We start from the raw sequence: 22,960 nt of genomic DNA, 5'->3' as shown, positions 1-22,960 counted from the left end.
CAGGTCGAGGTCGCCGGGTTCGGTGTCGCCGCCGAGGCCCGCGATGCGGTCGCCCGCGATCGTGAGCCGGTCGCCGTCGACGACGCCGCCGGGCAGGACCAACCGGGCGCCGGTGAGCACGGTTCGATCGACGGGCATGCGGGTTCCTCCTGCGTGCTGCCGGGTCAGTGGGTCGCGGCGTCGCGCAGCCGCGCGGCGGCGCTCTCCGGGCTCACGTCGGTGACGAAGGCGTCGAGCCCGGACTCCACACCCGCCAGGTACTTGAGCTTGCCAGGAGCGCGCCGGATGGTGAACAGCTCCAGGTGCAGTGCGAGTTCCTCGCCGCCGTCCTTCGGTGCCTGGTGCCAGGCGGAGATGTACGGGGTGCGGTTCGGCGCGGAGCCGGCGGGCGCGGGGAACAGCCGGTCGAAGCGGCGCAGCAGGTCGAGGTAGAGGCCGGGGAACTCGGCGCGCTCGGCCTCGTTCAGCGCGGTGAGGTCGGGCACCCGCCGGTGGGGGTAGAGGTGGACCTCGTACGGCCAGCGGGCGGCGAAGGGTACGAAGGCGGTCCAGTGCTCGCCCTGGAGCACCAGCCGCTCGGGGGTGGCCCGTTCGGTGGCGAGGAGGTCCTCGAAGAGGTTCCGCCCGGTCCGGGTCCGGTGGGCCGCGGCGCTGGCGATCATCCGCGCGGTGCGGGAGGGGACGAAGGGGAAGGCGTAGATCTGCCCGTGGGGGTGGGAGAGGGTGACGCCGATCTCCTCGCCGCGGTTCTCGAAGCAGTACACCTGCCGGACCTCGGGCAGGGCCGACAGTTCGGCCGTGCGGTCGCTCCAGGCGTCCAGCACCAGGCGGGCCTTGGCCTCGTCCAGGTCGGCGAAGGAGGCGTCGTGGTCGGGGGCGAAGCAGACCACCTCACAGCGGCCGGTGCCCGGCCGGAGGGTGTGCAGCGGGCCGTCCTGGGGCGCGACGTGGGAGGCCGAGTCCAGGGCGAGCGAGGGGAAGCGGTTCTCGAACACCACCACCTCGTAGTCGGCCGCCGGGATCTCGCTCAGCCGTCCGTCCCGGGAGGGGCAGAGCGGGCACTCGCCGGCCGGCGGGTGGTAGGTGCGCTGCTGGCGGTGGGCGGCGACGGTCACCCACTCGCCGAGGACCGGGTCGAGCCGGGTCTCGGAGAGGCTCGCGGCGGGTTCCAGCGGGCGTTCGTCCGGGGCGTTCCGGGTCGTGCCCGACTCCTGGTCGTAGTAGACGAGTTCGCGGCCGTCGGCCAGCTTGGTAGCGGTCTTGTGCACCGCTGTGCTCCTTTGTGCGGGGGACGTCGGCCAGCCTGTGCACCGATGTTCAACAGATTCAAACACATATGCTCATTTGCCAACAAGCTTGAGTTGCTCGGCCGCCGAGCCGTCGTTCCGCGGGGCCCGCGCTAACGAGAAACCCGCAGGTGTTGACCGCAGGTGTCAATCATGTTTGATTATGTCGAAATCGGCTCCCCCGCTGAGGAAGGCCGGGCGGGAGCCGGCAGGCGCACGAGGCACGGGAGCAGAGCAGATGATCGACGAGGCCGTCAGTGACTTCGAGGCCGTCCACGGTGGACGGCCCGCCGGCGTGTGGGCCGCACCCGGGCGGGTGAACCTGATCGGCGAACACACCGACTACAACGACGGTTTCGTCCTGCCCATCGCCCTCCCGCACACCACCCGGGTCGGTGCCCGCCGCCGCGAGGACGGCCGGGTCCGCCTCTACAGCTCCCAGGGCGACGGCACGATCACCGACATCGCGCTCGACGGCCTGGCGCCCGGCGTCGTCGCCGGCTGGTCCGCCTACCCGGTCGGCGTGTTCTGGGCCCTCGCCGAGGCCGGACACGCGGTCGGCGGCGCCGACCTCTTCGTCGACAGCGACGTGCCGTCCGGCGCCGGGCTCTCCTCCTCCGCCGCCCTGGAGTGCGCCACCGCCGCCGCCCTGAACGAGCTGTACGGGCTGGGCCTGTCCGCGCCGGAGCTCGCCCTGATCGCCCAGCGGGCCGAGAACGCCTTCGTCGGGGTGCCCTGCGGGGTGATGGACCAGATGGCCTCCGCCTGCTGCACGGACGGCGCCGCACTGTTCCTGGACACCCGGACGCTGGAGCAGCGGCACGTCCCGCTCGACCTGGAGGCGGCCGGGTTCCGGCTGCTGGTGATCGACACCCGGGTCAAGCACGACCTCGGCGACGGCGCCTACGCCGCCCTGCGGGCCGGCTGCGAGCGCGCCGCCGAGCTGCTCGGCCTGGACGCGCTGCGCGACCTGCCGGCCGTCGGCCTCGCCGCGGCCCTGGAGCGCCTGCCCGAGGAACTCGCCCCGCTGGTGCGGCACGTGGTCACCGAGAACCAGCGGGTGGCCGAGACCATCGAGCACCTGGACGGCGGCCGGATCGCCGCCCTGGGGCCGATCCTGACGGCCGGACACGCCTCGCTGCGCGACGACTTCCGGGTCTCCTGCGCCGAGACGGACCTCGCGGTCGAGGCCGCCGTCGCCGCCGGGGCCCTGGGCGCCCGGATGACCGGCGGCGGCTTCGGCGGCTCCGTCATCGCCCTGGTCGGGGCGGCGGAGGTGGAACCGGTCGCGGACGCGGTCCGCTCGGCCTTCCGCCCGGCGGGCTTCGCCGAGCCGGTGGTCTTCACCGCCGTGCCCTCGGCGGGAGCGCGGCGGGTGGCCTGACCGGGCGCCGCCGGTCAGCCGGCGGCCGGCACCACGACGAGCTCGCCGACCGCGTCGGCGAGCTCGCCGCGGGCCGTCGCCGGGAGGGCGTCGTCGGTGATGAAGCAGTCGATCTCCGCCAGGGTCGCGAAGCTGCTCAGGCCGACGACGCCCCACTTGGTGTGGTCGGCGACCACGACCGTACGGCGGGCGGAGGCGATCAGGGCCCGGTTGGTCTGCGCCTCGGCCAGGTTGGGCGTGGTGAGTCCGGCCTGCTGGCTGACGCCGTGCACGCCGAGGATGAGCAGGTCCACGTGGAGCGTGCGGATCGTCTGGTCGGCCAGGGCTCCCACCAGGGCCGCGGAGCGGGTCGGCGCCCCGCCGGTCAACAGCAGCGACGGGACGGTCTCCCTCCCGTCGCTCTGCGCTGCCCACAGGAGGTCGGCGATCCGCAGGGAGTTGGTCACGACCGTCAGCTGCGGGATCTCCAGCAGCCGCGAGGCGACCGCGTAGGTGGTGGTGCCGGCGGACAGCGCCACCACGCTGCCGGGTTCCACCAGCCGGGCCGCGGCGTCCGCCAGGGCGGCCTTGGTGCTCTCCTCCAGCCCGGACTTGACGTCGAAGCCGGGCTCGTCCGTGCTCGCGGTCCCCACCGCGATGGCTCCGCCGTGGACCTTGCGCACGTCGCCCTGGCGCACCAGGGCGTCCAGGTCCCGGCGGATCGTCATGTCCGACACCCCGAACTGTTCGACCAGCTCGGCGACGCGCACCGCGCCGGACTTGCGGATGGCCTCCAGGATCAGCGCCTGGCGCTGCGGGGCGAGCCAACTCTGATCAGCCACGAAGGCCCTTTCGATCGAACGGATGCTTGGTCGCTCCCGTATCCCCTCCTCAACGGCGGGCCGACCCCGGGACGGTCGTGGACGAACCCGGGCGGGGGCCGCGGGCCGGTCGGACGGCCGGTGCACTCGCGTCGGCGACGGGGGAGCAGGCGGTCGCGACATGATCCAGTATCCCAGGACACCGGGGCGCCCAGGGCCCAACCGGTCGGGCCCTGGGTGGGCCTCCTCCGTAGCGGGCTCGGAGCGCGGGGCGCAGCACGGAACTGCCGGTGCCACCACCCGGGGTGGCACCGGCAGTTCCGGTCGCGGTCCGGCCGACCCTCGACGGCCGACCGCTCGTTCCGCCTCCGGCCGGGTCCGGACCCGCTCCCACTGTGTGGCGGCGACGTTCTGCCAGAAGGCGTTGATGCCTTGGACGGTGAGGCCGTTCTGCAGGGCGCCGAGCAGGGCGACGGCGAGCAGGGTGCCGCCGATGCTGCCCTTGCCGCCCTTGAGGGCGCAGCCGCCGAGGGCGGCGGCGGTGATCGATTGCAGTTCCAGGCCTTCGCTGCCGGAGACGGGCTGGCCGCTGCCGGTGCGGGCGGTGAGGAGCACGCCGGCGAGGGCGGCGACGGTGCCGGAGAGGGCGTAGGCGGCGATCAGGTACTTGTTGAGGTTGATGCCGGCCAGGCGGGCGGCGGTGTCGTTGCCGCCGATGGCGTAGATGTTGCGGCCGATGTCGGTGTACGTGAGCAGGGCGTGCACGGCGGCGGCGGTGAGGATCAGCAGCCAGACCATGGTGGGCAGGCCGGCGATCTTGCCTCGGCTGAGGAAGACGAAGACCGGGTCGTTGAGCACGTAGCCCTGGGCGCGGCCGTTCGAGACGAGTTGGGCGATGCCCTTGTAGGCGGCCAGTCCGGCGAGGGTGGCGATGGTCGGGTTGACCCGGCCGTAGATGATGACGACGCCGTTGAACAGGCCGATGCCGGCGCCGATGGCGAGGGCGGCGCCGATGCCGAGGTACGGGTTGGCGCCGGTGGAGGTGAAGATCATGGCGCTGGTGACGGAGGCCAGGCCGGCCTGGGAGCCGACCGAGATGTCGAGGCCGCCGCAGATGATCACGACGGTCTGGACGACGGCCAGCAGTCCGGAGATGGTGGCGGCTTCGGCGATGACCTGGATGTTGTCCCAGCCGACGAAGTTCGGGTTGAGGCTGCCGAACAGGGCGACGACGGCGGCGAGGGCGGCGATCAGGCTGAGGTTCTGCCCGCCGATCGCGGCGAGCACGGAGCGTGGGCCGCCGGACCGGACGGGCAGGGCTCCGGTGTCCGGCGCCGGAGCGGTCGGGGGAGTGGCGGTGGTCATCGGGTCTCTCCGGTCTGGGCGGCGGGTGCGGTGGGGGCGAGGTCGTCGGCCATGGCGAGGGCGAGGATGGCCTCTTCGGTCGCCTGGTCGCGGGTGAGTTCGCCGGTGGTGTGGCCGTTCTGCATCACCACGACGCGGTCGGCGAGGCCGAGGACTTCGGGCAGTTCGGAGGAGATGACCAGGACGGCGGTGCCCGCGCGGGCGAGGTCGGCGATGATCTGGTAGATCTCGGCCTTGGCGCCGATGTCGACGCCGCGGGTGGGTTCGTCGAGGATCAGCAGGTCGGGCTTGCGGGCGAGCCAGCGGGCGAGGACGACCTTCTGCTGGTTGCCGCCGGACAGGGTGCGGACCTCCGCCTCGATGGAGGGGGCGCGCACCCGCAGCCGGTCGGCGTACTCCTGGGCGAGGGCCTTCTCCTGACGCCGCCTGACGAACCGCCATCGGCTGAGCCGGCCCAGGCTGACCAGCGAGGTGTTGTCGCGGATCGTGCGCTGCAGGAACAGCGCCTGGGCCTTGCGCTCCTCGGGGGCGAGGCCGATGCCGGCGGCGATGGCGGCGCGCGGGTCCTTCAGCCGCAGCGCCTGGCCGTTGAGCGCGACGGTGCCGGAGCGGATCGGGGTGTCGCCGGCCAGGGCGAGGGCGAGTTCGGAGCGTCCGGCGCCGATCAGGCCGGCCAGGGCGACGACCTCGCCGGCCCGGACCCGCAGGCTGACGTCGTGCACGTCGTCGGTGGTGAGGTCGCGGACGTCCAGGACGACGCGGTCGGTGGCGACCTGCTGGCGGACGAACAGTGAGGACAGGTCGCGGCCGACCATCAGCCGTACCAGTTCGCTCTCGTCGGTGGCGGCGGCCTCGACCACGCCGGCGACCTGGCCGTCGCGCAGGACGGCGATGCGGTCGGCGAGCTGGAAGATCTCCTTCATCCGGTGGGAGACGTAGACGACGGCGATGCCCTCGTCGCGCAGCCGTCCGATCAGGGCGAACAGGGCTTCGACCTCGTGTTCGGAGAGCGAGGAGGTCGGCTCGTCGAAGGCGATCGCGCGCGGCGGGACGGCGCCGGTCAGTGCCCGCATGATCTCGACCAGCTGGCGCTGGGCGGCGGTGAGTTCGGATCCGAGCAGGTCAGGGTCGAGGACCTTGTCGAAGCCGAGGCGGGCCAGGTCCGCGGTGATGCGGCGGCGCAGTTCGGCGCGGTCCAGGCGGCGCAGCGCGGTGTGGGGCAGCGCGCCGGCGTAGACGTTCTCGGCGACCGGGACGTGCGGGATGATCTCGGGTTCCTGGGGGATGATCCGGATCCCGGCGCGGCGGGCGTCCTGCGGTGAGTGCAGGTTCAGCTCCCGGCCGTCCAGCAGGACGCGTCCCTCGGTGGGGAGGTGGTCACCGGTGAGGATGCGCAGCAGGGTGGACTTGCCGGCGCCGTTCTCGCCCATCAGGGCGGTGACCTGGCCGGGCGGGAAGGCGAGGGTGACGTCGGTCAGCGCCTGGACGGAGCCGAAGCGTTTGGACACGCCCTCGGCGCTCAGGCCGGGGGAGCCGCTCGCCTGCGGTGCGGGTGACGGTGCGGGTGTGGTCATCGGGGCCTCGTTGGCAGTGCGGTGCGTGCGGTGCGTGCGGTCGGGGGGAGCCGTGCGGGCGCCCGGCGGTGCCGGTGGTCGCGGGGTACGGGCTCCGGGAGCGGCGCCGGTGGGGTGGGTCGGTGCCCGCCCCACCGGCGGCTCGACGCGGCGTCAGCTGCAGGACACGCCCGCGGACTGCCAGGTGGCGGCGTCGACCATTTTGGTCGGCGCGAAGGCCTCCTTGGGGAAGTCCTTGCCGTTCTTGAGCTTGTCGAACATGGTCTGCACCGACAGGGCGCCGACGTCCTTGCCGTTGATGAACAGGGCGGCCTTCATGCCGGAGGGCTTGCCGGAGGCCCAGTCCTTGCAGGCCAGGTAGGCGCCCAGGCCGACGCCGTCGATGTCGTCGGGGCTGATGCCGGCGTTCTGCAGGGCGGTGACGGCGCCCTGGACGTTCTCGTCGTTGCAGCCCCACGCCACCCAGTGCTTGACGCCGGCGTTGGCGGTGATGGTGGCGGCGACCTTGTCCTGCGCGCCGGTCGGGGTGTTGTCGGTGGCGACGTCGATCAGCTGCACGCCCGGAACGGCCTGGTCGAAGGCCTCCTTGGCGGCCTTGACCCGGTCGCCGCAGACGGTGACGTCCTGCTTCCAGGCGGAGATGATCCGGGTGTCGGCGGCGTTCCAGCCGGCCTTCTTGAACTCCTCCGCGGCGCGCTGGCCGACCTGCTGGCCCATCTGCTGGCCGGAGAAGCCGATCCGGGGCACCAGGTCGCCCGCGGCGCACTGCGCAGGGGCGGGGCCGGTCGCGCAGACCTGGTCGTCGGAGGTGAGCAGCGCGGCCTTGGCGTCCCGGGCGGTCTGCACCACCTGGGGGCCGACGGCCGGGTCCGGCACCACGATGATCAGGCCGTTGCTCTTCTGCGCGATCGCGGCCTGCACCTCGCCGACGGTCTTGTTGGCGTCGTTGCCGAGGTTCACCACCTTCAGGTCGGCGCCCAGCTCGGCGGCCTTGGCCTTCGCACCCGCGGCCTCGTCCACGAAGTACTGCTGGTCGCCCTGCTTCTGCAGGTAGGTGATGGAGACCTTGCCGGACACGGGGGCGACCGGAGCGTCGGCGCTGTTCGAGGACGTCTGCCCGGTCGAACAGGCCGTCAGACCGAACGTGGTGACCAGGCTGAGCGCGGCGAGCGAGGCCAGGCGGCCACGGAGGGAGAGGTGCATGGTGGGGCTCCTGAGGGTGAGGGACCGACCGATTGAGAAGCAACACAATCGATCAGAAAGCATCGCAATCAAACGCGATGGTCAAAAGAAAGCGCCCCTGCTGGACGTGAGTCAAGCTCATTTTTCCCGTTCGGAGCATTTGAGACCGTCTCGTTATGGTGGCGGCGCCCCCGGCCTCCGGGACCGGCCTCGCCTCCGGCGTCGTCGAGCGCTGCGATCTCCCTGGTCGCAACCGATCCCTGGCTGCCGGGCGCAACTTACCGATTGGTAGGTCGCTGCCCCGGACAGCTTCGAGCACACGCCGGGACGACGTCAACACCCCCCTGGCGAGAGCATGCCGGTGGAAGGAGTGGGGAGGGGAAACGGCCTCGGGATCGGCGGTCACCGCGGTGGGCATGGTGACGGATCCCGTTGTCTTTCATCCTTAGTTGTTGATTGTTGTTGGAAGATGGGTCTACTGTCCTCCGCAGCATGTCGGCATGCACCCGCCAGCACCCCCCGTTCCCTTCCTGCGCCCGTGAGCGGGCCTGGCGGCCCCCTCCCCTGCCGACCCGAGGAGCAGTCGATGAACAGACCCCCCCACCCCCTCCGCCGGGGCCTCACGGCCCTGGCGGCACTCACCCTGGGCGTGGCCGCCGCCGCCGTGGCCGCACCGGCGGTGGCAGCCGCGCCGGCCACCGCCACCCAGTCGGTGACCCTCGACGGAACCTCACCGGGCCGCCCGTACGACGGGCTCGGAGCGATCAGCGGTGGCGGCGCCACCTCGCGGCTGCTGGTCGACTACCCCGAACCCCAGCGCAGCCAGGTGCTGGACTACCTCTTCAAGCCCGGCTACGGCGCCTCGCTGCAGATGCTCAAGGTGGAGATCGGCGGTGACGCCAACTCCTCCGACGGCCCCGAACCGTCCCACATGCGCACCCCCACCGAGGTCGACTGCAACCGCGGCTACGAGTGGTGGCTCATGGAGCAGGCCAAGGCCCGCAACCCCGCGATCACCTTCTACGGCCTGGAATGGGCCGCGCCGGGCTGGCTCAACGGCGGCGTCTGGTCCCAGGACAACATCGGCTACCTGGAGTCCTGGCTCGGCTGCGCCCAGCAGCACGGACTGAACGTCGGCTACCTCGGCGGCTGGAACGAACGCGGCTACGACAAGGCCTGGTTCGAGAAGCTGCGCGCCGACCTCGACGCCCACGGCCACCAGGGCACCACGCTGGTCGCCTCCGACAGCGACGACGAGCACTGGGCGATCGCCCAGGACATGGCCACCGACCCGGCCTTCGCCAAGGCCGTCGGCGTCATCGGCCTGCACGGCACCTGCTGGCACTCCACCCCCGTCTACACCGCCTGCCCCGGCAACGACACCGCGACCGGGCTGGGCAAGCGGCTGTGGGCCTCCGAGGACGACAACGACAGCTCCGGCGCCGACCCGGCCGCCCTGGCCCGCAACGTCAACCGCGAGTACCTCGACGCCCGGATCACCGCGGACATCAAGTGGGCGCTGGTCAGCTCCTGGCCCTCGGAACTGCCCTACGCGGGCGCCGGGCTGATGGCCGCCGACCAGCCGTGGTCCGGCAACTACGCCGTGGGCCGCGACATCTGGGTGATGGCGCACACCACCCAGTTCGCCAAGCCCGGCTGGCGGTACCTGGACGGCTCCAGCGGCTACCTGGCCGGATCCGGCGCCAACGGCGACCCGCACAGCGGGAGTTACGTCACGCTCAGGTCCGGCCGGGACTACAGCACGGTGGTCGAGACCACCGACGCCACCGCCGCGCAGAGCGTGACCTTCAGGACCGCCGGAGGCCTGTCCGCCGGACCGGTGCACGTCTGGGCCACCGACCTGAACTCGACCGACCCGTCGAAGTGGTTCGTCCACACCCAGGACATCACGCCGAAGGGCGGCACGTACTCGCTCACCGTGCAGCCCGGCTACGTCTACACCGTCACCACCACCACCGGCCAGGGCAAGGGCGCCGCCACCCCGCCCGCGCCCGCCCGGATGCCCTTGCCGTACCAGGCCGACCTCAGCGGCTACGCCGCCGGGGCCACCGCCCGCTACTTCCACGACTGGGCCGGCGCCTTCGAGACCGCGCCCTGCCCGGCCGGGGCGACCACCCCGACGTGCCTGCGCCAGGTCATCACCCGGGCACCCATCCCGTGGCACGACGACATGAACTACACCCCGCTGACCCTCCTGGGCGATCCCGCCTGGGCGCACTACCGGGCGAGCACGGACGTCACCTTCGAGCAGGCCGGCACTTCCGCCGAACTGCTCGGCCGCATCGACCACGTCGACCACGACCGCTCCGGCTACCACCTGAAGATCGACGACACCGGGGCCTGGAGCCTGTTCACCGAGGACCGCTCCGGCACCGACACGGTGCTCGCGAGCGGCAGCTACGCCGGCGCGGGCTCCGGCACCTGGCACAACCTCGAACTCGCCGTGCAGGGCCAGACGATCACCGCCTCCGTCGACCACACCCAGGTCGCCTCCGTCACCGACGCCGGCCACCACAGCGGGCAGGTCGGCCTGGGCGTCGGCGGCTTCCAGCACGCCGACTTCGCCAACACCACCGTCACGACGCTCGTCCCGGTCGCCGGGTCCGGCGCCGTGCAGCTGGTGTCGGTCAACAGCGGCAAGTGCCTGGACGTGACCGGGGCCTCCACGGCCGACGGCGCCCAGGTCGTCCAGTGGTCCTGCGGCACCGGCAAGCCCAACCAGCAGTGGACCGTGTCCTGACGGGCCGTCTCGTAGCGGGCCGGTGAACGCCCCTCCCCCCAACGCCGTGCCGGACGCCCGCCGGGGCGTCCGGCACGGAGCGCCACCACCCCCACCCCTCCCCACCCCGGAGACGCCCATGGGCCGTCAACACCCGTCCTCGATCCGGCGCACCGCCCTGAGCGCGGCACTCGTGCTCGCCGGCGCGCTGAGCGGCCTCGCCGCACCGGCGGCCGCTCAGGCCGCCGAGCCGAAGACCGCCACCGCCACCACCGCCACCACCACCGCCGCCACCACCACCGCCGCCACCGCCGCCACCGCCACCGCCGTCACCGCCGCCGTCACCGCCGTCACCGTCGACGGCACCAAGCCGGGCCTCACCTTCGACGGCGTCGGCGCCATCTCCGGCGGCGGCGGCAACTCCCGCCTGCTGGCGGACTACCCGGAGCCCCAGCGCAGCCAGCTGCTCGACTACCTGTTCAAGCCCGGCTACGGCGCCTCGCTGCAGGTCCTCAAGCTGGAGATCGGCGGCGACACCAACTCCACCGACGGCGCCGAACCGAGCATCGAGCACAGCCGCGGCACCGTCGACTGCAACCAGGGCTACCAGTGGTGGCTCGCCGAGCAGGCCAAGGCCCGCAACCCCGACATCGTGTTCGCCGGCCTGTCCTGGGGAGCCCCCGGCTGGATCGGCAACGGCAACTTCTGGTCCCAGGACACCGTCGACTACCTGATGTCCTGGATGGGCTGCGCCTCCCAGCACCACCTGAACGTCTCCTACCTCGGCGGGTGGAACGAGCGCGGCTACGACAAGGCCTGGTACGAGAACCTGAAGAGCACCCTCGTCGCCCGGGGCTACGGCGCCACCAAGGTCGTCGCCTCCGACGACACCTGGGACGTCGCCGACGCGATGGCCGTCGACCCGGCCTTCAAGAACGCCGTCGACGTCGTCGGGGTGCACTACCCCTGCGGCTACATGAGCGCCTTCACCAGCTGCCCGAGCACGCCGACCGCCCAGGCGCTCGGCAAGCCGCTGTGGGCGAGCGAGAACGGCTCCCAGGACACCGACACCGGCGCCCCGGCCGTGGCGCGCGGCATCAACCGCGGCTACCTCGACGGGAAGATGACCTCGTTCATCAACTGGCCGGTCATCGCCGCGCTCTACCCCGACCTGTTCTTCTCCACCGACGGCATGTCGATCGCCAACCAGCCCTGGTCCGGCAACTACGGCATCGGCAAGACCACCTGGGTGACGGCGCAGACGACGCAGTTCGCCAAGCCCGGCTGGCGCTACATCGACGCCGCCGGCGGCTACCTCGGCGGCGCCCGCACCAACGGCAGCTACGTCACGCTGGAGAGCCCGAACAAGCGCGACTACAGCACCGTCATCGAGACCATGGACGCCGGCGCCGCCCAGACCGCGAGCTTCACCGTCACCGGCGGCCTGTCCACCGGCAAGGTCCACGTCTGGTCCACCGACCTCACCTCCGGCGACCCGGCGAACTGGTTCGTCCACCAGCAGGACGTCACCCCCGTTCGCGGCAGCTACACCCTCACCCTCCAGCCCGGCCGGGTCTACACCGTGACCACCACCACCGGCCAGGGCAAGGGCACCGCCACCCCGCCGCCCGCCGCGCCGATGAAGCTGCCCTACGCGGACGGCTTCGACACCCCGGCCACCACCACCTCGCCGAAGTACTTCACCGACATGAACGGCGCCTTCCAGACCGTCGCCTGCGGCGGCGGCCGGGCCGGCACCTGCCTGCGCCAGATGGCCCCCACCTCGCCGATCCGCTGGACGGACGAGCCCTACAACGCCCCGTACACGATGATGGGCGACGGCGGCTGGTCCAACTACACCGTGACCGCCGACACCATGTTCGAGCAGGCGGGCTCCGTCGAACTCCTCGGCCGGGTCAACCAGCAGGGCCGCAACAACAACGGCCTGAACGCCTACCACCTGCGGGTGAGCGACACCGGCGCCTGGTCCATCGACAAGAGCGACACCGGCTGGCACTTCACCACCCTCGCGAGCGGCACCACCTCCGCCCTCGGCACCGGCCGCTGGCACACCGTCGCGTTCACCATGGAGGGCACCACCCTCAGCGCGAGCATCGACGGCACCACCGTGGGCGGCGCCACCGACGGCAGCTTCACCAACGGCCGGGCCGGCCTCGGCGTGACCGGCTACCAGACCGACCAGTTCGACGACTTCGCCGTCACCCCCGGCACGGCCACCACCCACACCGGCCCGCTCGCCTCCGCCCTGCCCGGCACCTGCGCCCGCCCCGTCGACGGCACCAGCGGCGCCGCCGTACAGCTCTGGGCCTGCGACGGCAGCGCCGCGCAGCAGTGGACCAGGTCCAACGGCACCCTCACCCACAACGGCAAGTGCCTCGACGTCACCGGCGCCGCCACCGTCAACGGCAGCCCGGTCGAACTCTGGGACTGCACCGGTGGCGCCAACCAGCAGTGGACGCCCCAGCCGGACGGCACCCTGAAGAGCGCCCAGTCAGGCCGCTGCCTCGACGACCCGGCCTTCGCCACCACCAACGGCACCCAGCTGGAGATCTGGGACTGCAACGGCGGCGCCAACCAGCGCTGGACCCTGCCGTAGCCGGCTGACCGGCGGGGACCACCTGAACGGCCCCGCCCGGAGGTCAGGCCCTCCGCCCGACGGACGCTTCCACCGTCCTCGGGCCGGACGGCCCGCCGCCGGGCGGGGCCGTCGCGCATCCGGCTGCCGTCCGCCGCGCCGTGCGCCCGACGGCATGCCCGTCCCGCAGGCGCCCCGGACCGGCAGCCCGTGCGGTCGGGACGGCGGAGCGGGCAGGACGGAGCGGGCAGGACGGAGCGGGCAGGACGGAGCGGGCAGGATGGAACGGGCAGGACGGAACGGGTCAAGGAGGTGGGCGGGCGGCCGATGAAAGGGTTCGGGGTCGGCGGTGCCTCCTGCTGCCTGCGTTCGGGGACGCGGCTGCCCCGGCCGAGGCAGTGGAGCGGCTGGCGGATGCCATCCGAGCGGCATCCGGCGCAGACGGGGTCGAAGATCCAGCTGATCTGCGACCGCGACGGTGTCCCGATCTCGCTGTCCGTCTCCGGTGCCAACCTGGTGGTCCGCAGGTTGGTGGAGAAGTGCGGGGTGGCGACGGGTTCGGGTTCGGGGGCGAGGTGCTGAGGCCCGCCGGCGGCGGGGGCGGTCCCATGACTCCGCCTTGACGGGCCGGGGTCGGTGACCGTGCGAGGGACGGCAAGGACCCGGCGCCGAGGTGGCGCCGGGCCGTAGCGAAGGTCAGGCCGCAAATCTCCTGCGGGGGATCAGAGTTGGGCGACGGAGCCCATCACCTCGACGAAGGAGAGCCGGGTGCGCAGGTCGTTGAAGTTGCGGACGGGGTTGCCGAAGAGGTTGAGGTAGGACGAACCGTTGCGGCGGACGTCGTGGGCGAACCGGGAGATCTCGTCCCACTGGTTCTCCAGCCCGGCGAGGTCCCGGCCGAGCGGAGTCTCGTTGTGGTTGTAGATGTTGTTGTAGACCTGGGAGAAGATCGGACCGAAGCGAGCCGCCTCGGAGAAGGCCTGGATCATGAGCAGCAGGGATGCGCCGACGCTGTCGTTGTAGCCGGTGGCGTGGCCGAGCACGTAGGCGGCGTTGTAGAGGGTGGCCGGGGTGATGCGGAGGTTCTCCCGGTTGTTGCCGCCGGGCAGGCTGGTGTAGTTGCCGGTCCGGACCAGGCTGCGGGTGCCGACGCCGAGCGAGGCCCCCATGTCGCGGCCGTCGGCGAAGGAGAAGTGGTGCCGGCCGGAGCCGGCGTCGCCGCCGTACGGGGCGTAGAAGCCGGCCAGGTAGAGGTTGTCGGCCCAGAAGTAGAGGGAGACGAGCTCGTTGCCGCCGGTGTCGCGGATGCGGATCTGGACGATCCGGGAGGGGTCGGTCGTGGTCTGCATGACCGCGTTCTCGTGGGTGGCGTTCCCGTAGGAGTTCTGGTGCAGGCCGTCGACCGCGTGGTAGTACCGCGCGGCGTGCTCCTGGCCGCCGTCGGTGACCCGGGAGATGTCCCAGTCGACGATCCGGTAGTTGGTGGCCGACGCGGTGCCGCTGAGACCGGTCACCAGCCCCAGGGCCAGGGCGACGCAGATCAGCGCGGAGTGCAGCTTCGTCAGGGATTTCACAGGATTCAGGGGTCCCGTCCAGTGGATCCGGGCCTGGTGACGGCCCGTTCGGTGAGGTCGGCTCAGCCTAGGAGGCCGATTCGCACTCCTCCGTTCCGATCGCGCACACGTCATCGCCTGTCCGCGCACGGCCAGGGCCTGTCCGCGGACGGGGGTCACCGGGTGCGCTGCGGCTCCCGGACGGACGCGCCGTCGGCAGGTGCGCTACGCAGCGCCGACACCGCTGCTCCGGCGCTCCGGGCGTGCCGGGGCGGGGGAGCACCGGGGAAGTACGGCTGCCAGGGACAGGTCGAGTGGACCCGCCGCCCCGGCGGCCGCTGTCGGCCCTGCCACCAGGACCGCGAGGAGCGCCTGGACGGGAGGCCGAAGAGCAGCTGGAGACCGTCCGTTCCGCGAACGCCGCGCTGCGCTGCGCCCGTGCTGGACGAGCCGGTGGTGTTGGGCGACGTCCTCCCGCAGCGCCTGGCGGGCGTGGCGCCAGCGGACGTGCTCGGTGCGGCCCGCGTCGGCGGCCCAGTCGGACAGCGGCCGACCGTGGACCGCCGCGGTGAGCGTGCGGCCGAGTTCGGCGATCGACGCTCTCAGTGGGGGAGCTGCCCGGGCCTCGACGGCGGCCTCGGCGAGCGCGTCGTCGTCCAGGTCCTCGAAGGCCTCGCACCACACGGCGGCCCGTTCCTCGTAGGCGGCCAGGGCGGTGTGCAGCTCGCCGTCGAGGGCGGCGGGCGACCACGGGAGCGGGGTGCTTGGCCGGGCGGACGACGGTGGACAGCACCCGCCCGGCACCGGGGGTGGTGCCCCGCCGGGTGACGCTGCTCATCCGGCGGCCGGTGCCTCGGCAGCTCGGCCTGCGTCGGTGGCGGCCTCGAGCTCGGCGGCCGGCACCTCGGGCTCCCGGGGCAGGTTGCCGAGCATGCAGGACGGGAGGGTTGCGGCGCTCGGACAGACGGCGATCAGCGGCATCCGCCCGCCGGGCCGGAGCCCGGGCAGCGGGCCGGTGGTGTGCGAGGCGCCGAGAGCGGTGGGTGCCTTGCCGGGCCCCCGCCTCGGCCTACCGGGCGCCTGGTCCGCGGCCGGGGTCAGGGCCGAGCCCGCCGACGTGAAGGGCGCGACCGGGCCGTCGGCCGCGCGGCACGGTGGGCGTGCGGTGGAGGGCGACGAGCGCCGCGTCATCGGCGAGCCGTCCGCCGACATGGGCCAGGAGGTCGCGCCTGATGTGGTGAAGAAGTGTCTCGGGGCCCGCTTCCGTCCACTGGGCGATTCGGTCGGCAAGCGGGTAGAAGGCGCCGGAGGCTTCACGGGCCTCGATGACACCGTCGGTGTACAGCAGGAGTGTGTCCTCGGGCTGGAACGAGACCACATCGAGGGCGTAGCCCGCCGGACCCAGGGCGCCGACGACGCCCAGTGGCGGCGCCGGGTGAAGACTCGGCACCGTGACGGCGCCGCCGGGGCTCAGCAGCACGGGCGGGGGGTGACCGCAGCTGATCATGCGCGTGACGTGGTCCTCGTCGGGAATCTCCAGCAGCAGCATGGTGGCGAATCGCTCCCCCGCCTCCTCCGCCGGCTCGAACTCCGCCAGGTAGCGGGTGACGCTCTCCTCCAGAGCCGCGGCAAGGTCAGGAAGAACGGTGTGCCGGTGGGCGGCCTCACGGAAGGCCCCCAGCAGCAACGCGGCCTCACCGATCGCGGACAAACCCTTGCCCCGGACGTCGCCGATCATCACCCGGACCGCGTTGCCGGTCCGGGTGGCCGCATACAGGTCCCCGCCGATCTGGGCCTCGTCCTCGGCGGCCATGTACAGGCAGGCGATCCGCAGCGGACCGATCCGCTCCGGCAGCGGCCACAGCAGAACGCTCTGCGCCGCCTCGGCGACCGACCGCACGCGGGCCAGCTCAGTGCGGCGCCGTTCCCGCGCCACGCAGAAGATCACCACAAGGCACGACAGCACGGTCAGCGCGAGGATCTGCACGAGCACGTTGCGCGAGAACAGCACGCCGAAGTGCCAGCCGATGAACGCCTGGGCCCCCACCGCCAGGAAACCGATCAAGGCGGCCAGCCGCGGACCGGCGAACGACGCCGTGATCGCCGGTGCGATCACCAGGAGCGGTCCCAGGTGCACATCGGCCGGCACCAGAATGTCCACGACCGTGATCGCCGCGATGAGCACCAGCGGGATCGTCAGCAGCGCGTGGTTCGGCTTCCACGCCTGCCGTACACCGGCCGTCAAACGCCGGATCGCCACCCCTCCACAGTGCACCGCTTCACCGGCTTCACACCAGCCCCGCCACCGACGGCCCAGGGGCGGCGACCCGAGGTCCCGGACCGCCTCGCCGACCCGCCACGTACCGCCCCAGCGACGAAGCCAGCCATGCGTTTGCCCTGTTGGGCCGGGCCGCGCCGCTCGGGTGGCTGTGCCGGGCGGCGCAGGGATCGTCATCCTGTCCGGGCGGTTGGAACGAGTACGTGTGCGCGAGATCGATGACGACGAGGGCCGGCTGCTGCTGCGGAGCGTCCGCCGGGGCACCGGGTCGGTGGTGACATGGCGGTGGGCCCGGATGCTGCTGCCGCGCAGGGCATGCGGGTGGTGAAGGTCGCCGAGGTGACCTTCACCAGTCACCGGCCGGACCGCCGTATCTGATGAAGGCGAGAGCATCGTCCGCTACCTGTGGGCTCCTCCCCACTTCCCGGGACGTACCAGAATTCCGGACTCACTCGGAGGTACCGGCGAGCGAGGCGTTCTCCACGCTGGCGCGGCCTGGGCCGACGAAACGCCGTGACCAGGGCCGGGCGGGCGGGTCTGGGCGAGGGCCGGCTCCCCGGGTGCGTTCGTACTGCTCGGCCTCCGCCCGCCCGGCCGCAGGGCCTGGGTGGCCGCGGTGAAGTCACCCCGCGGCCACAGGATGTCGCCCCCCACGCGGCGCCGGTGGTTCTTCCACGTCAGCGTGGAGGTCCCGTAGCGCCGCGCCACGACGGTGAGCGCCTGCGCACCCGTCAGAGCGGACTCGACGACGGCGACGTCGGGGTCCATGGCCACCGTCGTCGGCTTGGCGGCACCGGTCCGTCCCGTCCCGGGTGCGTCAGCCGAACGTCAGCGAGTTGTTGACGTTCTCGTAGACGGTGTAGTCGGCCTTCTGGCCGTCGGACTGTTCCTTGCCGTAGCCACGGATGGTGACGGAGAGGTGCAGGACGTGGCCGTCGTGAACCATGTACTGCTCGATGGCCTTGTCGTTGGGGCTCTGGGCGATGCACGGGTAGGGCTCGTCGCCCTTGGTCGAGTAGTCGTACTCGATGACCGAGGCGTTGACCCCGCCGCCGTGGAGCATCGACTGGGGACCGTGGACGGGTGTGATGAAGAAGGGGTCCGGGATGTCGTTGCAGCTCGACGGCTTGCCCTGGCTGGTCTTCGTCGTGTCGAGCCGCTTCTGTGCGTACGCCCGGGCGTCCTGGGTGTTCTTGCCCTCGTCGCGCAGGTCGATCTGGACGCGCCCGTCAGGACTCGCCCAGGCGGCGTCGTCGCTGCCGATGGAGGCCACGTAGTCCTGCGGCACCGCGACGGCGAAGCCCAGCGACGCCACCTGCTGCGCCTTGTAGCCGGCGGGTATGTTCGCCGGGCTCGGCGCGGCGGTGGGCCACAGGGCCCAGGCCGTGGCGCCGGCGACGACGGCCAGGGCCCCGCCGAGGGCGAGTGTCTTGCGCCGCTTCGTCGCGGTGACGGCCGCGCCGGCCGCGCGTAGCCGTACGGTCAGCGCGGTCCGGATCGCGGGCGTCGGAGCCGGCGTGTCGAGCACGGTCGGCGCGGGCTGCCCGGTCGCTGTCGCCCCGGCGAGCAGCAGCTGCGCCTGGGCGGCGTTCGGTCGCCGGGCAGGGTCGCGTTCCAGCAGCGACATGATCGGCCCGGTCAGCGCGCCCGCCCGGCGGGGCGGGGGCACCGGGTCGGAGAGGATCGCGGCGATGGTGCCCTGGGAGTGCTGCCTGCGGTACGGATGGACGCCTTCCACCGCCTCGTACAGCAGCACGCCGAGCGCCCACAGGTCGGCGGGCGGGCCGGGGCGCTGGCCGGCGGCGCGCTCGGGGGACAGGTACGGCAGGGAGCCGACCACGACGCCCGTGCGGGTCAGGTCGGTGCCGCCGTCGATCTGCGCGATCCCGAAGTCGGTGAGGACCGTCTCGCCCGTGCGGGTGCGCATGACGTTGGCCGGCTTGATGTCCCGGTGCACCACCCCGGCCGCGTGCACCTCGGCCAGGGCGGCGGCGATCTCGCGGCCGATCGTCGCGGCCTCGTGGACGCTGAGCGTGCCGGTGGCCAGGACCGCCTCGAGGCTCTCGCCCTCGATCAGCTCCATCACCAGCCAGGGACGGCCGTCGACCGTCTCGATGTCGTGGACCCGGACGATGTTCGGGTGCCGCAGCCCGGCGGCGGCCTGCGCCTCGCGTTCCATCCGCCGGAAGCGTTCGTCGCGTTCCTGGTCGTCGATGCCCTCGGGGAGCACGGGCTCCTTGAGCGCGACCTGGCGGCGCATCCGTTCGTCGGTGGCCCGCCACACCGTGCCCATACCGCCGCGGCCGAGGCGTTCGTGCAGCCGGTAGCGGCCGTTGATGAGCATGCCCGTGGCACCGGTGCCGGCCGATGGTCCCCCTGAATCGATCATGACGCATATCTTGGCGGAGCCCGCGACCGGACGCCATTCCCGCCAGAAAGGCACCACGCCATGATCGCCCCCGACCGACCCGGCCGGGCACCTCCTCGCCGTCTCCACCCCGACCCGTTCGGCCAGGGGCTGCGCGTGGTCAACGACGCGGACCGCCGGCGGAGCGGACTCGACGCCTTCCCCTTCGAGCGGACTTCCCGGCCCCCCGGCCCCGGCCCCGGCCTCGGGGCCGGGGCCGGGAACACCCTCCGCCGTGACCGACACCGTCAGCAGCCGCGAGGCCGCCGTGGGCGCCTACCGCGAGATCGCGGCCGCGTGGACGGAGACGGGAATCCCGCACTGATCTGCCCCAGCGGTCTGGGTTTGCCAGTGCCCGCGCGCCGCGCTGCCGTCCCGGCCGGCCGACTGCTGCGGGGGGTACTACCCGGTCTCTCGTCCTCTTGGCGGCGCCTTCTCTTCCGTTGTCCTGGCACCGGCCCAGCACCGCCGGGCCGGGCCCGCCGTAGCAAGACCATTACCCCTCCAGAGACCCACAAGATGCTGATCGCTGCCGGACAGGGCCTGGCTTGCCTGGCCGACCAGCTGGCTGGTCACGCTGATTGCTCACGCCGAGGAGATGTGTGTGGTGGAAATGAGCCGTGAGGAAGCCGTCGCGCTCCTACAGCGGATCATGGACGCGAACTGCGTCAGCGACGACGACGTGAACGGCTGGCTGGATCAGCTCGTCAGCTGGGCCCGGCAGCAGCTTGTCCGCCGCTGTGCAAGACAACGAACAGCCCCCGCGCGCGGGTGCCATCCGGCATGTGCCAGGCGCCGGCGACGTGGCCAGTCGCCTCCGGTGGAGGGACAGGCGCGTTGTCCGGGGCGGGACGTAGGACCCGGTGCAGGCGGAGGGTTGCACCATGCGGTGCAGCCAGCTCGGTGCCCTCCGGGTCGTCGATGGCAGTGACGGTGAAGTCCCTGCGGGCGAGGCTGTCACCGATGTAGGAACAGGTGACCTCCCGGTCGGGGGTGTCGCTGGTGTTTTGGTCCTGGGCCTGGACCCGCCCCTCCATCAGAGCCAGCAACTGTGCGACCAGCACCGGGTCGTGGCAGCCGTCGTAAGCCCAGCGTCGCCCCAGGGCCCCGTGCTCCATGGTGCCGACAAGGGCGTGCTCCGCCCCGGCGAGTGGGGCACCGCGATAGGTGAGCGGCACCAGGTATCCGGTCGGCTGGGTGCCCGAGGTATCGGTGACCACCATGAACTCGATCCCGACGTCCCCCTGGGGGTCGTCCAGCCGGAAGCCGCCGGCCTTGGCGAGTTCGGGCTCGCCCGCGCCACCCAGGTACCACGGCCGGGAAGGCAGCCAGGAGGTGAGCAGTTCCAGCTTGGTCGGTTTGAGAGCAACGTGGTGGATGACGGCCATGCCGAGGATTCTCTTCTGTCGAGCCGGTGCGACCTTCACATGTTCCCATAGGCGCTTTGCCGGCACGGCAGTTCCTCAGCCCACAAGATCCCCGGCGGAGGTGAGCCCGGGTTGAGCTGCAAGGTTGCGGGTCGAGTGAGAACGCTCGGCGCGGATTCCCAGTGCATCCGGCTTCTGCGGAATCCAGGGTGGGTTGCGAGCCGGGTGATGGCGAGACGGTCGTGGGGAATCTGGGCTGGGCCCCAGGGCGACGCAGGCTCACGGGTTGTGAGCCAACAGGGTGAGGACCGGCAGACGCGCTATCTGGTCCTTCATGACTATGGGATGGGCGGTCTGTGGTGGTGGGTGTGGGCGGGCTCGGCCGAGGAGATCGTCGGTGCCTGCGCCGAGGTCGAGGTGATCTCGGACCCGGATGCCGTGAGACGAGCCGAGACGTGGGGTTTGCAGGAGGTCCGTCTTGACGATCCGGACCCGAATCCGCTGTCCAGCCTCCGTGCTCAGCGGGATGCCCAGCGTGGTCAGCCGGGATTCGGTGTCCTGGCGGGACGGGACCGTGTGTGCCTGCGTTGGCCTGAGGGCGAGGAAGGGGAGGTCTTCCTGATGGAACTCGGGCCGGACGGAAGGCGGTTGCGGCAGGTTGAGATAGCCACGGACGGTGGTTCGGTCACGACGGGCGCTGAGGACTGGCCGTTCAATCCGCCGTTCGACCTTCGTGATCCGCAGTATGTGTCCATGGAGATCGGCCTTGGTGCCTTTGAGGAAGCGTGGCGGCGGGCTCGTTACGGGGCCGAAGGCTGATCAAGCGACTTCCCGGGCTGGGTGGTGTCGGCAGAAGTGCCGGTAGAGCGGGTCTTGGACGCCGATGGTGGGGTAGATCCGGGAGAAGCGTCGGCTCAGCTCGTCTGCCGTGGCCGGGGAGAGCTCCTGGGGGTCGACGACGGCCGTCGGCGGGTTGAGGACCAGATCGGTCAGTGCCGCGAGCTCGGGGACGGCTGCCAGGCGGTGGCGGTCCTTGGACCATCGACGAGTTGTCCGCCGACCCAGCGCGAAGCGCTCAGGATGTTGTCCGCGGACAACATGCCCACCACGCCTGCGCACCGGATCGCTGCTGAGTCGCCGCAGCCTACTGTGTCGTCCGCGGACGACACGGAGCCCGCCGACGTGCCGGCTGAGGTAGCCACCCCAGCAGAGGTTGCCGCTGCGGAGCAGGAGATGTTGTCCGGAGCAACAGTCGACACCTGTGGATGGCTCGGTCATGGCAGCGGGTTGGTTCCCCGGATGGTCTGCCAGCGGGAGCGCGGGGTGGCTGACGTCAGGAATTGGACTCCTGCGCCTCGGAGGGTCACGAGCGCGGTGTGGACGGGGTCGAGTTCCTCGACGGAGCGGTGGTAGGCGAGGATCTGCGTCAGTTCCAGGTCGATGGCTTCTGCCGAGTCACGGATGCGGTCGAAGCGGGCGCCGCGGCGAACGGGCCCGAGTATGCAGCGAACGGTGGCGGTGGCCTCGGCCGGGTTCACGATGGTGACCTGATCGACCGCCAGTTCCACCTCGATGACGTGGCTGCCGGGGTTGAGGGGCTCGGTCATGCCGCCACCTCGGTGCGCTCGACCAGGACGCCGTTCTCAAGGCGGGCGCCGGAGCGTATTCCCATCGTCATACCTTCCCACCCTCGCTCCCCGGGTCCGCGATCTTACCGGGACGCCTCCCTTGAAGCCGCCGCGTCCGCGACCCGGCGAATCTATGCGGTCACAGCACCAGATGTCGCGGGTCAGGACGTTGGTGACGTGAGTTGTTGGCAGATCAGCTGGTGAGCAAGTTGCGCCGTGGCGAGCAGGTCCTCGCGAGCCGTGTCGACGTTGGATCGCACCGACAATCCGTGCCAGACGGATTGGATGAGCCCGGTCAGGACCGCTGCGTTGGTGCCCGCGGCCAGTTCTCCGTCCTGGATCGCTCGTTCGATGCGCACGAGGAGGGCCTGCTCGTTCGAGCTGTGCAGCTCGGCGACGTAGGCGCTGGTATCGAGCGTGCTCGTGCTGTCGGTCATCACGGCGCTGCTGATGAGACATCCGGGGTGCGTGTCGCTTGGCTGGGTGAACTCGTGGACCGAGTCGGTGAGGATGCGTTCGATGACCACCTGGATGTCGTTCTCGGCAACTGCCTGCTGGTAGATCTCGCGGTAACGCTCGGCGTAGGTCCGCACCGCTTCCTCGAACAGTCCGGCCTTGCTGCCGAAGGCGGCGTAGATGCTGGAGGTGGAAAGCCCGAGGGCCGCGGCCAGGGTGCGGGTCGAGGTGCCGGAGTAGCCACGTCGCCAGAAGAGGCGAGCAGCGTCGAGGACCGCAAGGTCGCGGTCGAAGGCTCGGGGGCGTCCACGGGTGCGTTCGGTCACGCTTGAATTGTAGATCGT

The 22,960-nt window shown here is 71.8% G+C and carries 16 protein-coding genes and 1 pseudogene; 6 read left to right on the top strand and 11 right to left on the bottom strand.

The features are described 5' to 3' along the window. Nucleotides 1-164: 164 nt before the first annotated feature. The gene (gene galT, locus IF30_RS0134130) at nucleotides 165-1,268 is read right to left on the bottom strand and encodes a galactose-1-phosphate uridylyltransferase (RefSeq protein WP_030245767.1); all 1,104 of its coding nucleotides are present in this window, start codon (nucleotides 1,266-1,268) and stop codon (nucleotides 165-167) included. Between the two features lie 256 nt (nucleotides 1,269-1,524). Here galT and galK point away from each other — a divergent pair, with 256 nt between their 5' ends. Next, nucleotides 1,525-2,670, top strand: coding sequence for a galactokinase (gene galK, locus IF30_RS0134125; RefSeq protein WP_030245766.1), 1,146 nt, complete (start codon nucleotides 1,525-1,527; stop codon nucleotides 2,668-2,670). A 14-nt stretch (nucleotides 2,671-2,684) separates the two neighbouring features. Here the strand turns inward: galK and IF30_RS50670 are convergent, their stop codons facing one another. The 3 genes from IF30_RS50670 to IF30_RS0134110 all read right to left on the bottom strand — a co-directional run bounded on the left by IF30_RS50670 (nucleotide 2,685) and on the right by IF30_RS0134110 (nucleotide 7,612). Next, complete coding sequence (locus IF30_RS50670; RefSeq protein WP_324605677.1) at nucleotides 2,685-4,835, bottom strand: ABC transporter permease subunit; 2,151 nt, start codon at nucleotides 4,833-4,835, stop codon at nucleotides 2,685-2,687. Further along, nucleotides 4,832-6,409: a sugar ABC transporter ATP-binding protein gene (locus IF30_RS0134115; protein ID WP_030245764.1), complete on the bottom strand. Its 1,578-nt coding sequence runs from the start codon at nucleotides 6,407-6,409 to the stop codon at nucleotides 4,832-4,834. The genes IF30_RS50670 and IF30_RS0134115 overlap by 4 nt, the downstream gene beginning before the upstream one ends. Nucleotides 6,410-6,562: 153 nt before the next feature. Next, entirely contained in the window at nucleotides 6,563-7,612 is a 1,050-nt protein-coding gene (locus IF30_RS0134110) for a substrate-binding domain-containing protein (protein ID WP_078891925.1), read from the bottom strand. Nucleotides 7,613-8,177: 565 nt separating this feature from the next. Between IF30_RS0134110 and IF30_RS0134105 the strand changes: the two genes are divergently transcribed. The 3 genes from IF30_RS0134105 (at nucleotide 8,178) to IF30_RS0134095 (ending at nucleotide 13,509) form a co-directional block, all read left to right on the top strand. Continuing rightward, nucleotides 8,178-10,352 (top strand): RICIN domain-containing protein, encoded by a 2,175-nt coding sequence (locus tag IF30_RS0134105; protein ID WP_030245761.1) that lies wholly within the window; start codon nucleotides 8,178-8,180, stop codon nucleotides 10,350-10,352. 118 nt (nucleotides 10,353-10,470) lie between these two features. After that, the gene (locus IF30_RS0134100; protein ID WP_078891923.1) at nucleotides 10,471-12,948 is read left to right on the top strand and encodes a ricin-type beta-trefoil lectin domain protein; all 2,478 of its coding nucleotides are present in this window, start codon (nucleotides 10,471-10,473) and stop codon (nucleotides 12,946-12,948) included. A 393-nt stretch (nucleotides 12,949-13,341) separates the two neighbouring features. Then, nucleotides 13,342-13,509 carry a hypothetical protein gene (locus IF30_RS0134095; RefSeq protein ID WP_158835700.1) on the top strand — a complete coding sequence of 56 codons (168 nt, stop codon included), beginning with the start codon at nucleotides 13,342-13,344 and terminating at the stop codon, nucleotides 13,507-13,509. A gap of 140 nt (nucleotides 13,510-13,649) precedes the next feature. Here the strand turns inward: IF30_RS0134095 and IF30_RS0134090 are convergent, their stop codons facing one another. From IF30_RS0134090 to IF30_RS0134075, 3 genes are all read right to left on the bottom strand, one after another. Next, nucleotides 13,650-14,501: a ribosome-inactivating family protein gene (locus IF30_RS0134090; RefSeq protein WP_030245757.1), complete on the bottom strand. Its 852-nt coding sequence runs from the start codon at nucleotides 14,499-14,501 to the stop codon at nucleotides 13,650-13,652. A gap of 204 nt (nucleotides 14,502-14,705) precedes the next feature. Further along, a complete protein-coding gene (locus IF30_RS0134085) occupies nucleotides 14,706-15,284 on the bottom strand; it encodes a hypothetical protein (protein WP_030245756.1) in 579 nt (192 codons plus the stop codon). A gap of 265 nt (nucleotides 15,285-15,549) precedes the next feature. After that, nucleotides 15,550-16,734: a SpoIIE family protein phosphatase gene (locus IF30_RS0134075; protein ID WP_420791183.1), complete on the bottom strand. Its 1,185-nt coding sequence runs from the start codon at nucleotides 16,732-16,734 to the stop codon at nucleotides 15,550-15,552. Between the two features lie 214 nt (nucleotides 16,735-16,948). Here IF30_RS0134075 and IF30_RS50440 point away from each other — a divergent pair. After that, a pseudogene (locus IF30_RS50440) lies at nucleotides 16,949-17,112 on the top strand (IS630 family transposase); the annotation flags it as partial. 463 nt (nucleotides 17,113-17,575) lie between these two features. On the opposite strand, the gene IF30_RS42390 reads toward IF30_RS50440, so the two are convergent. Together IF30_RS42390 and IF30_RS0134055 are read right to left on the bottom strand one after the other, a co-directional pair. Further along, a complete protein-coding gene (locus IF30_RS42390; RefSeq protein ID WP_078891920.1) occupies nucleotides 17,576-19,147 on the bottom strand; it encodes a serine/threonine-protein kinase in 1,572 nt (523 codons plus the stop codon). Nucleotides 19,148-19,872: 725 nt separating this feature from the next. After that, nucleotides 19,873-20,553, bottom strand: coding sequence for a maltokinase N-terminal cap-like domain-containing protein (locus tag IF30_RS0134055; RefSeq protein WP_030245751.1), 681 nt, complete (start codon nucleotides 20,551-20,553; stop codon nucleotides 19,873-19,875). Nucleotides 20,554-20,820: 267 nt separating this feature from the next. Here IF30_RS0134055 and IF30_RS0134050 point away from each other — a divergent pair, with 267 nt between their 5' ends. Beyond that, complete coding sequence (locus tag IF30_RS0134050) at nucleotides 20,821-21,351, top strand: hypothetical protein (RefSeq protein ID WP_037902040.1); 531 nt, start codon at nucleotides 20,821-20,823, stop codon at nucleotides 21,349-21,351. Between the two features lie 455 nt (nucleotides 21,352-21,806). Here IF30_RS0134050 and IF30_RS0134045 read toward each other — a convergent pair whose 3' ends face one another. Next, the gene (locus IF30_RS0134045) at nucleotides 21,807-22,139 is read right to left on the bottom strand and encodes a hypothetical protein (protein ID WP_030245749.1); all 333 of its coding nucleotides are present in this window, start codon (nucleotides 22,137-22,139) and stop codon (nucleotides 21,807-21,809) included. Between the two features lie 182 nt (nucleotides 22,140-22,321). Then, entirely contained in the window at nucleotides 22,322-22,942 is a 621-nt protein-coding gene (locus tag IF30_RS0134040; protein WP_030245748.1) for a TetR/AcrR family transcriptional regulator, read from the bottom strand. Nucleotides 22,943-22,960: the final 18 nt, after the last annotated feature.

It is taken from the genome of Streptomyces sp. NRRL S-350, from assembly GCF_000719705.1.
Taxonomy (GTDB): domain Bacteria; phylum Actinomycetota; class Actinomycetes; order Streptomycetales; family Streptomycetaceae; genus Kitasatospora.
The sequence above is the reverse complement of the archived record's forward strand: the minus strand, read 5'-3'. Positions and strand labels throughout refer to the sequence as shown.

Excerpts from the sequence above, each read along its gene's own strand:
- IF30_RS0134105 (WP_030245761.1), top strand. The coding sequence starts at position 8,178 with ATGAACAGACCCCCCCACCCCCTCCGCCGGGGCCTCACGGCCCTGGCG.
- IF30_RS0134045 (WP_030245749.1), bottom strand. The coding sequence starts at position 22,139 with ATGACCGAGCCCCTCAACCCCGGCAGCCACGTCATCGAGGTGGAACTG.
- IF30_RS0134115 (WP_030245764.1), bottom strand. The coding sequence starts at position 6,409 with ATGACCACACCCGCACCGTCACCCGCACCGCAGGCGAGCGGCTCCCCC.
- IF30_RS0134095 (WP_158835700.1), top strand. The coding sequence starts at position 13,342 with ATGCCATCCGAGCGGCATCCGGCGCAGACGGGGTCGAAGATCCAGCTG.
- IF30_RS42390 (WP_078891920.1), bottom strand. The coding sequence starts at position 19,147 with ATGATCGATTCAGGGGGACCATCGGCCGGCACCGGTGCCACGGGCATG.
- IF30_RS50670 (WP_324605677.1), bottom strand. The coding sequence starts at position 4,835 with ATGACCACCGCCACTCCCCCGACCGCTCCGGCGCCGGACACCGGAGCC.
- IF30_RS0134055 (WP_030245751.1), bottom strand. The coding sequence starts at position 20,553 with ATGGCCGTCATCCACCACGTTGCTCTCAAACCGACCAAGCTGGAACTG.
- IF30_RS0134110 (WP_078891925.1), bottom strand. The coding sequence starts at position 7,612 with ATGCACCTCTCCCTCCGTGGCCGCCTGGCCTCGCTCGCCGCGCTCAGC.
- IF30_RS0134100 (WP_078891923.1), top strand. The coding sequence starts at position 10,471 with ATGGGCCGTCAACACCCGTCCTCGATCCGGCGCACCGCCCTGAGCGCG.
- galK (WP_030245766.1), top strand. The coding sequence starts at position 1,525 with ATGATCGACGAGGCCGTCAGTGACTTCGAGGCCGTCCACGGTGGACGG.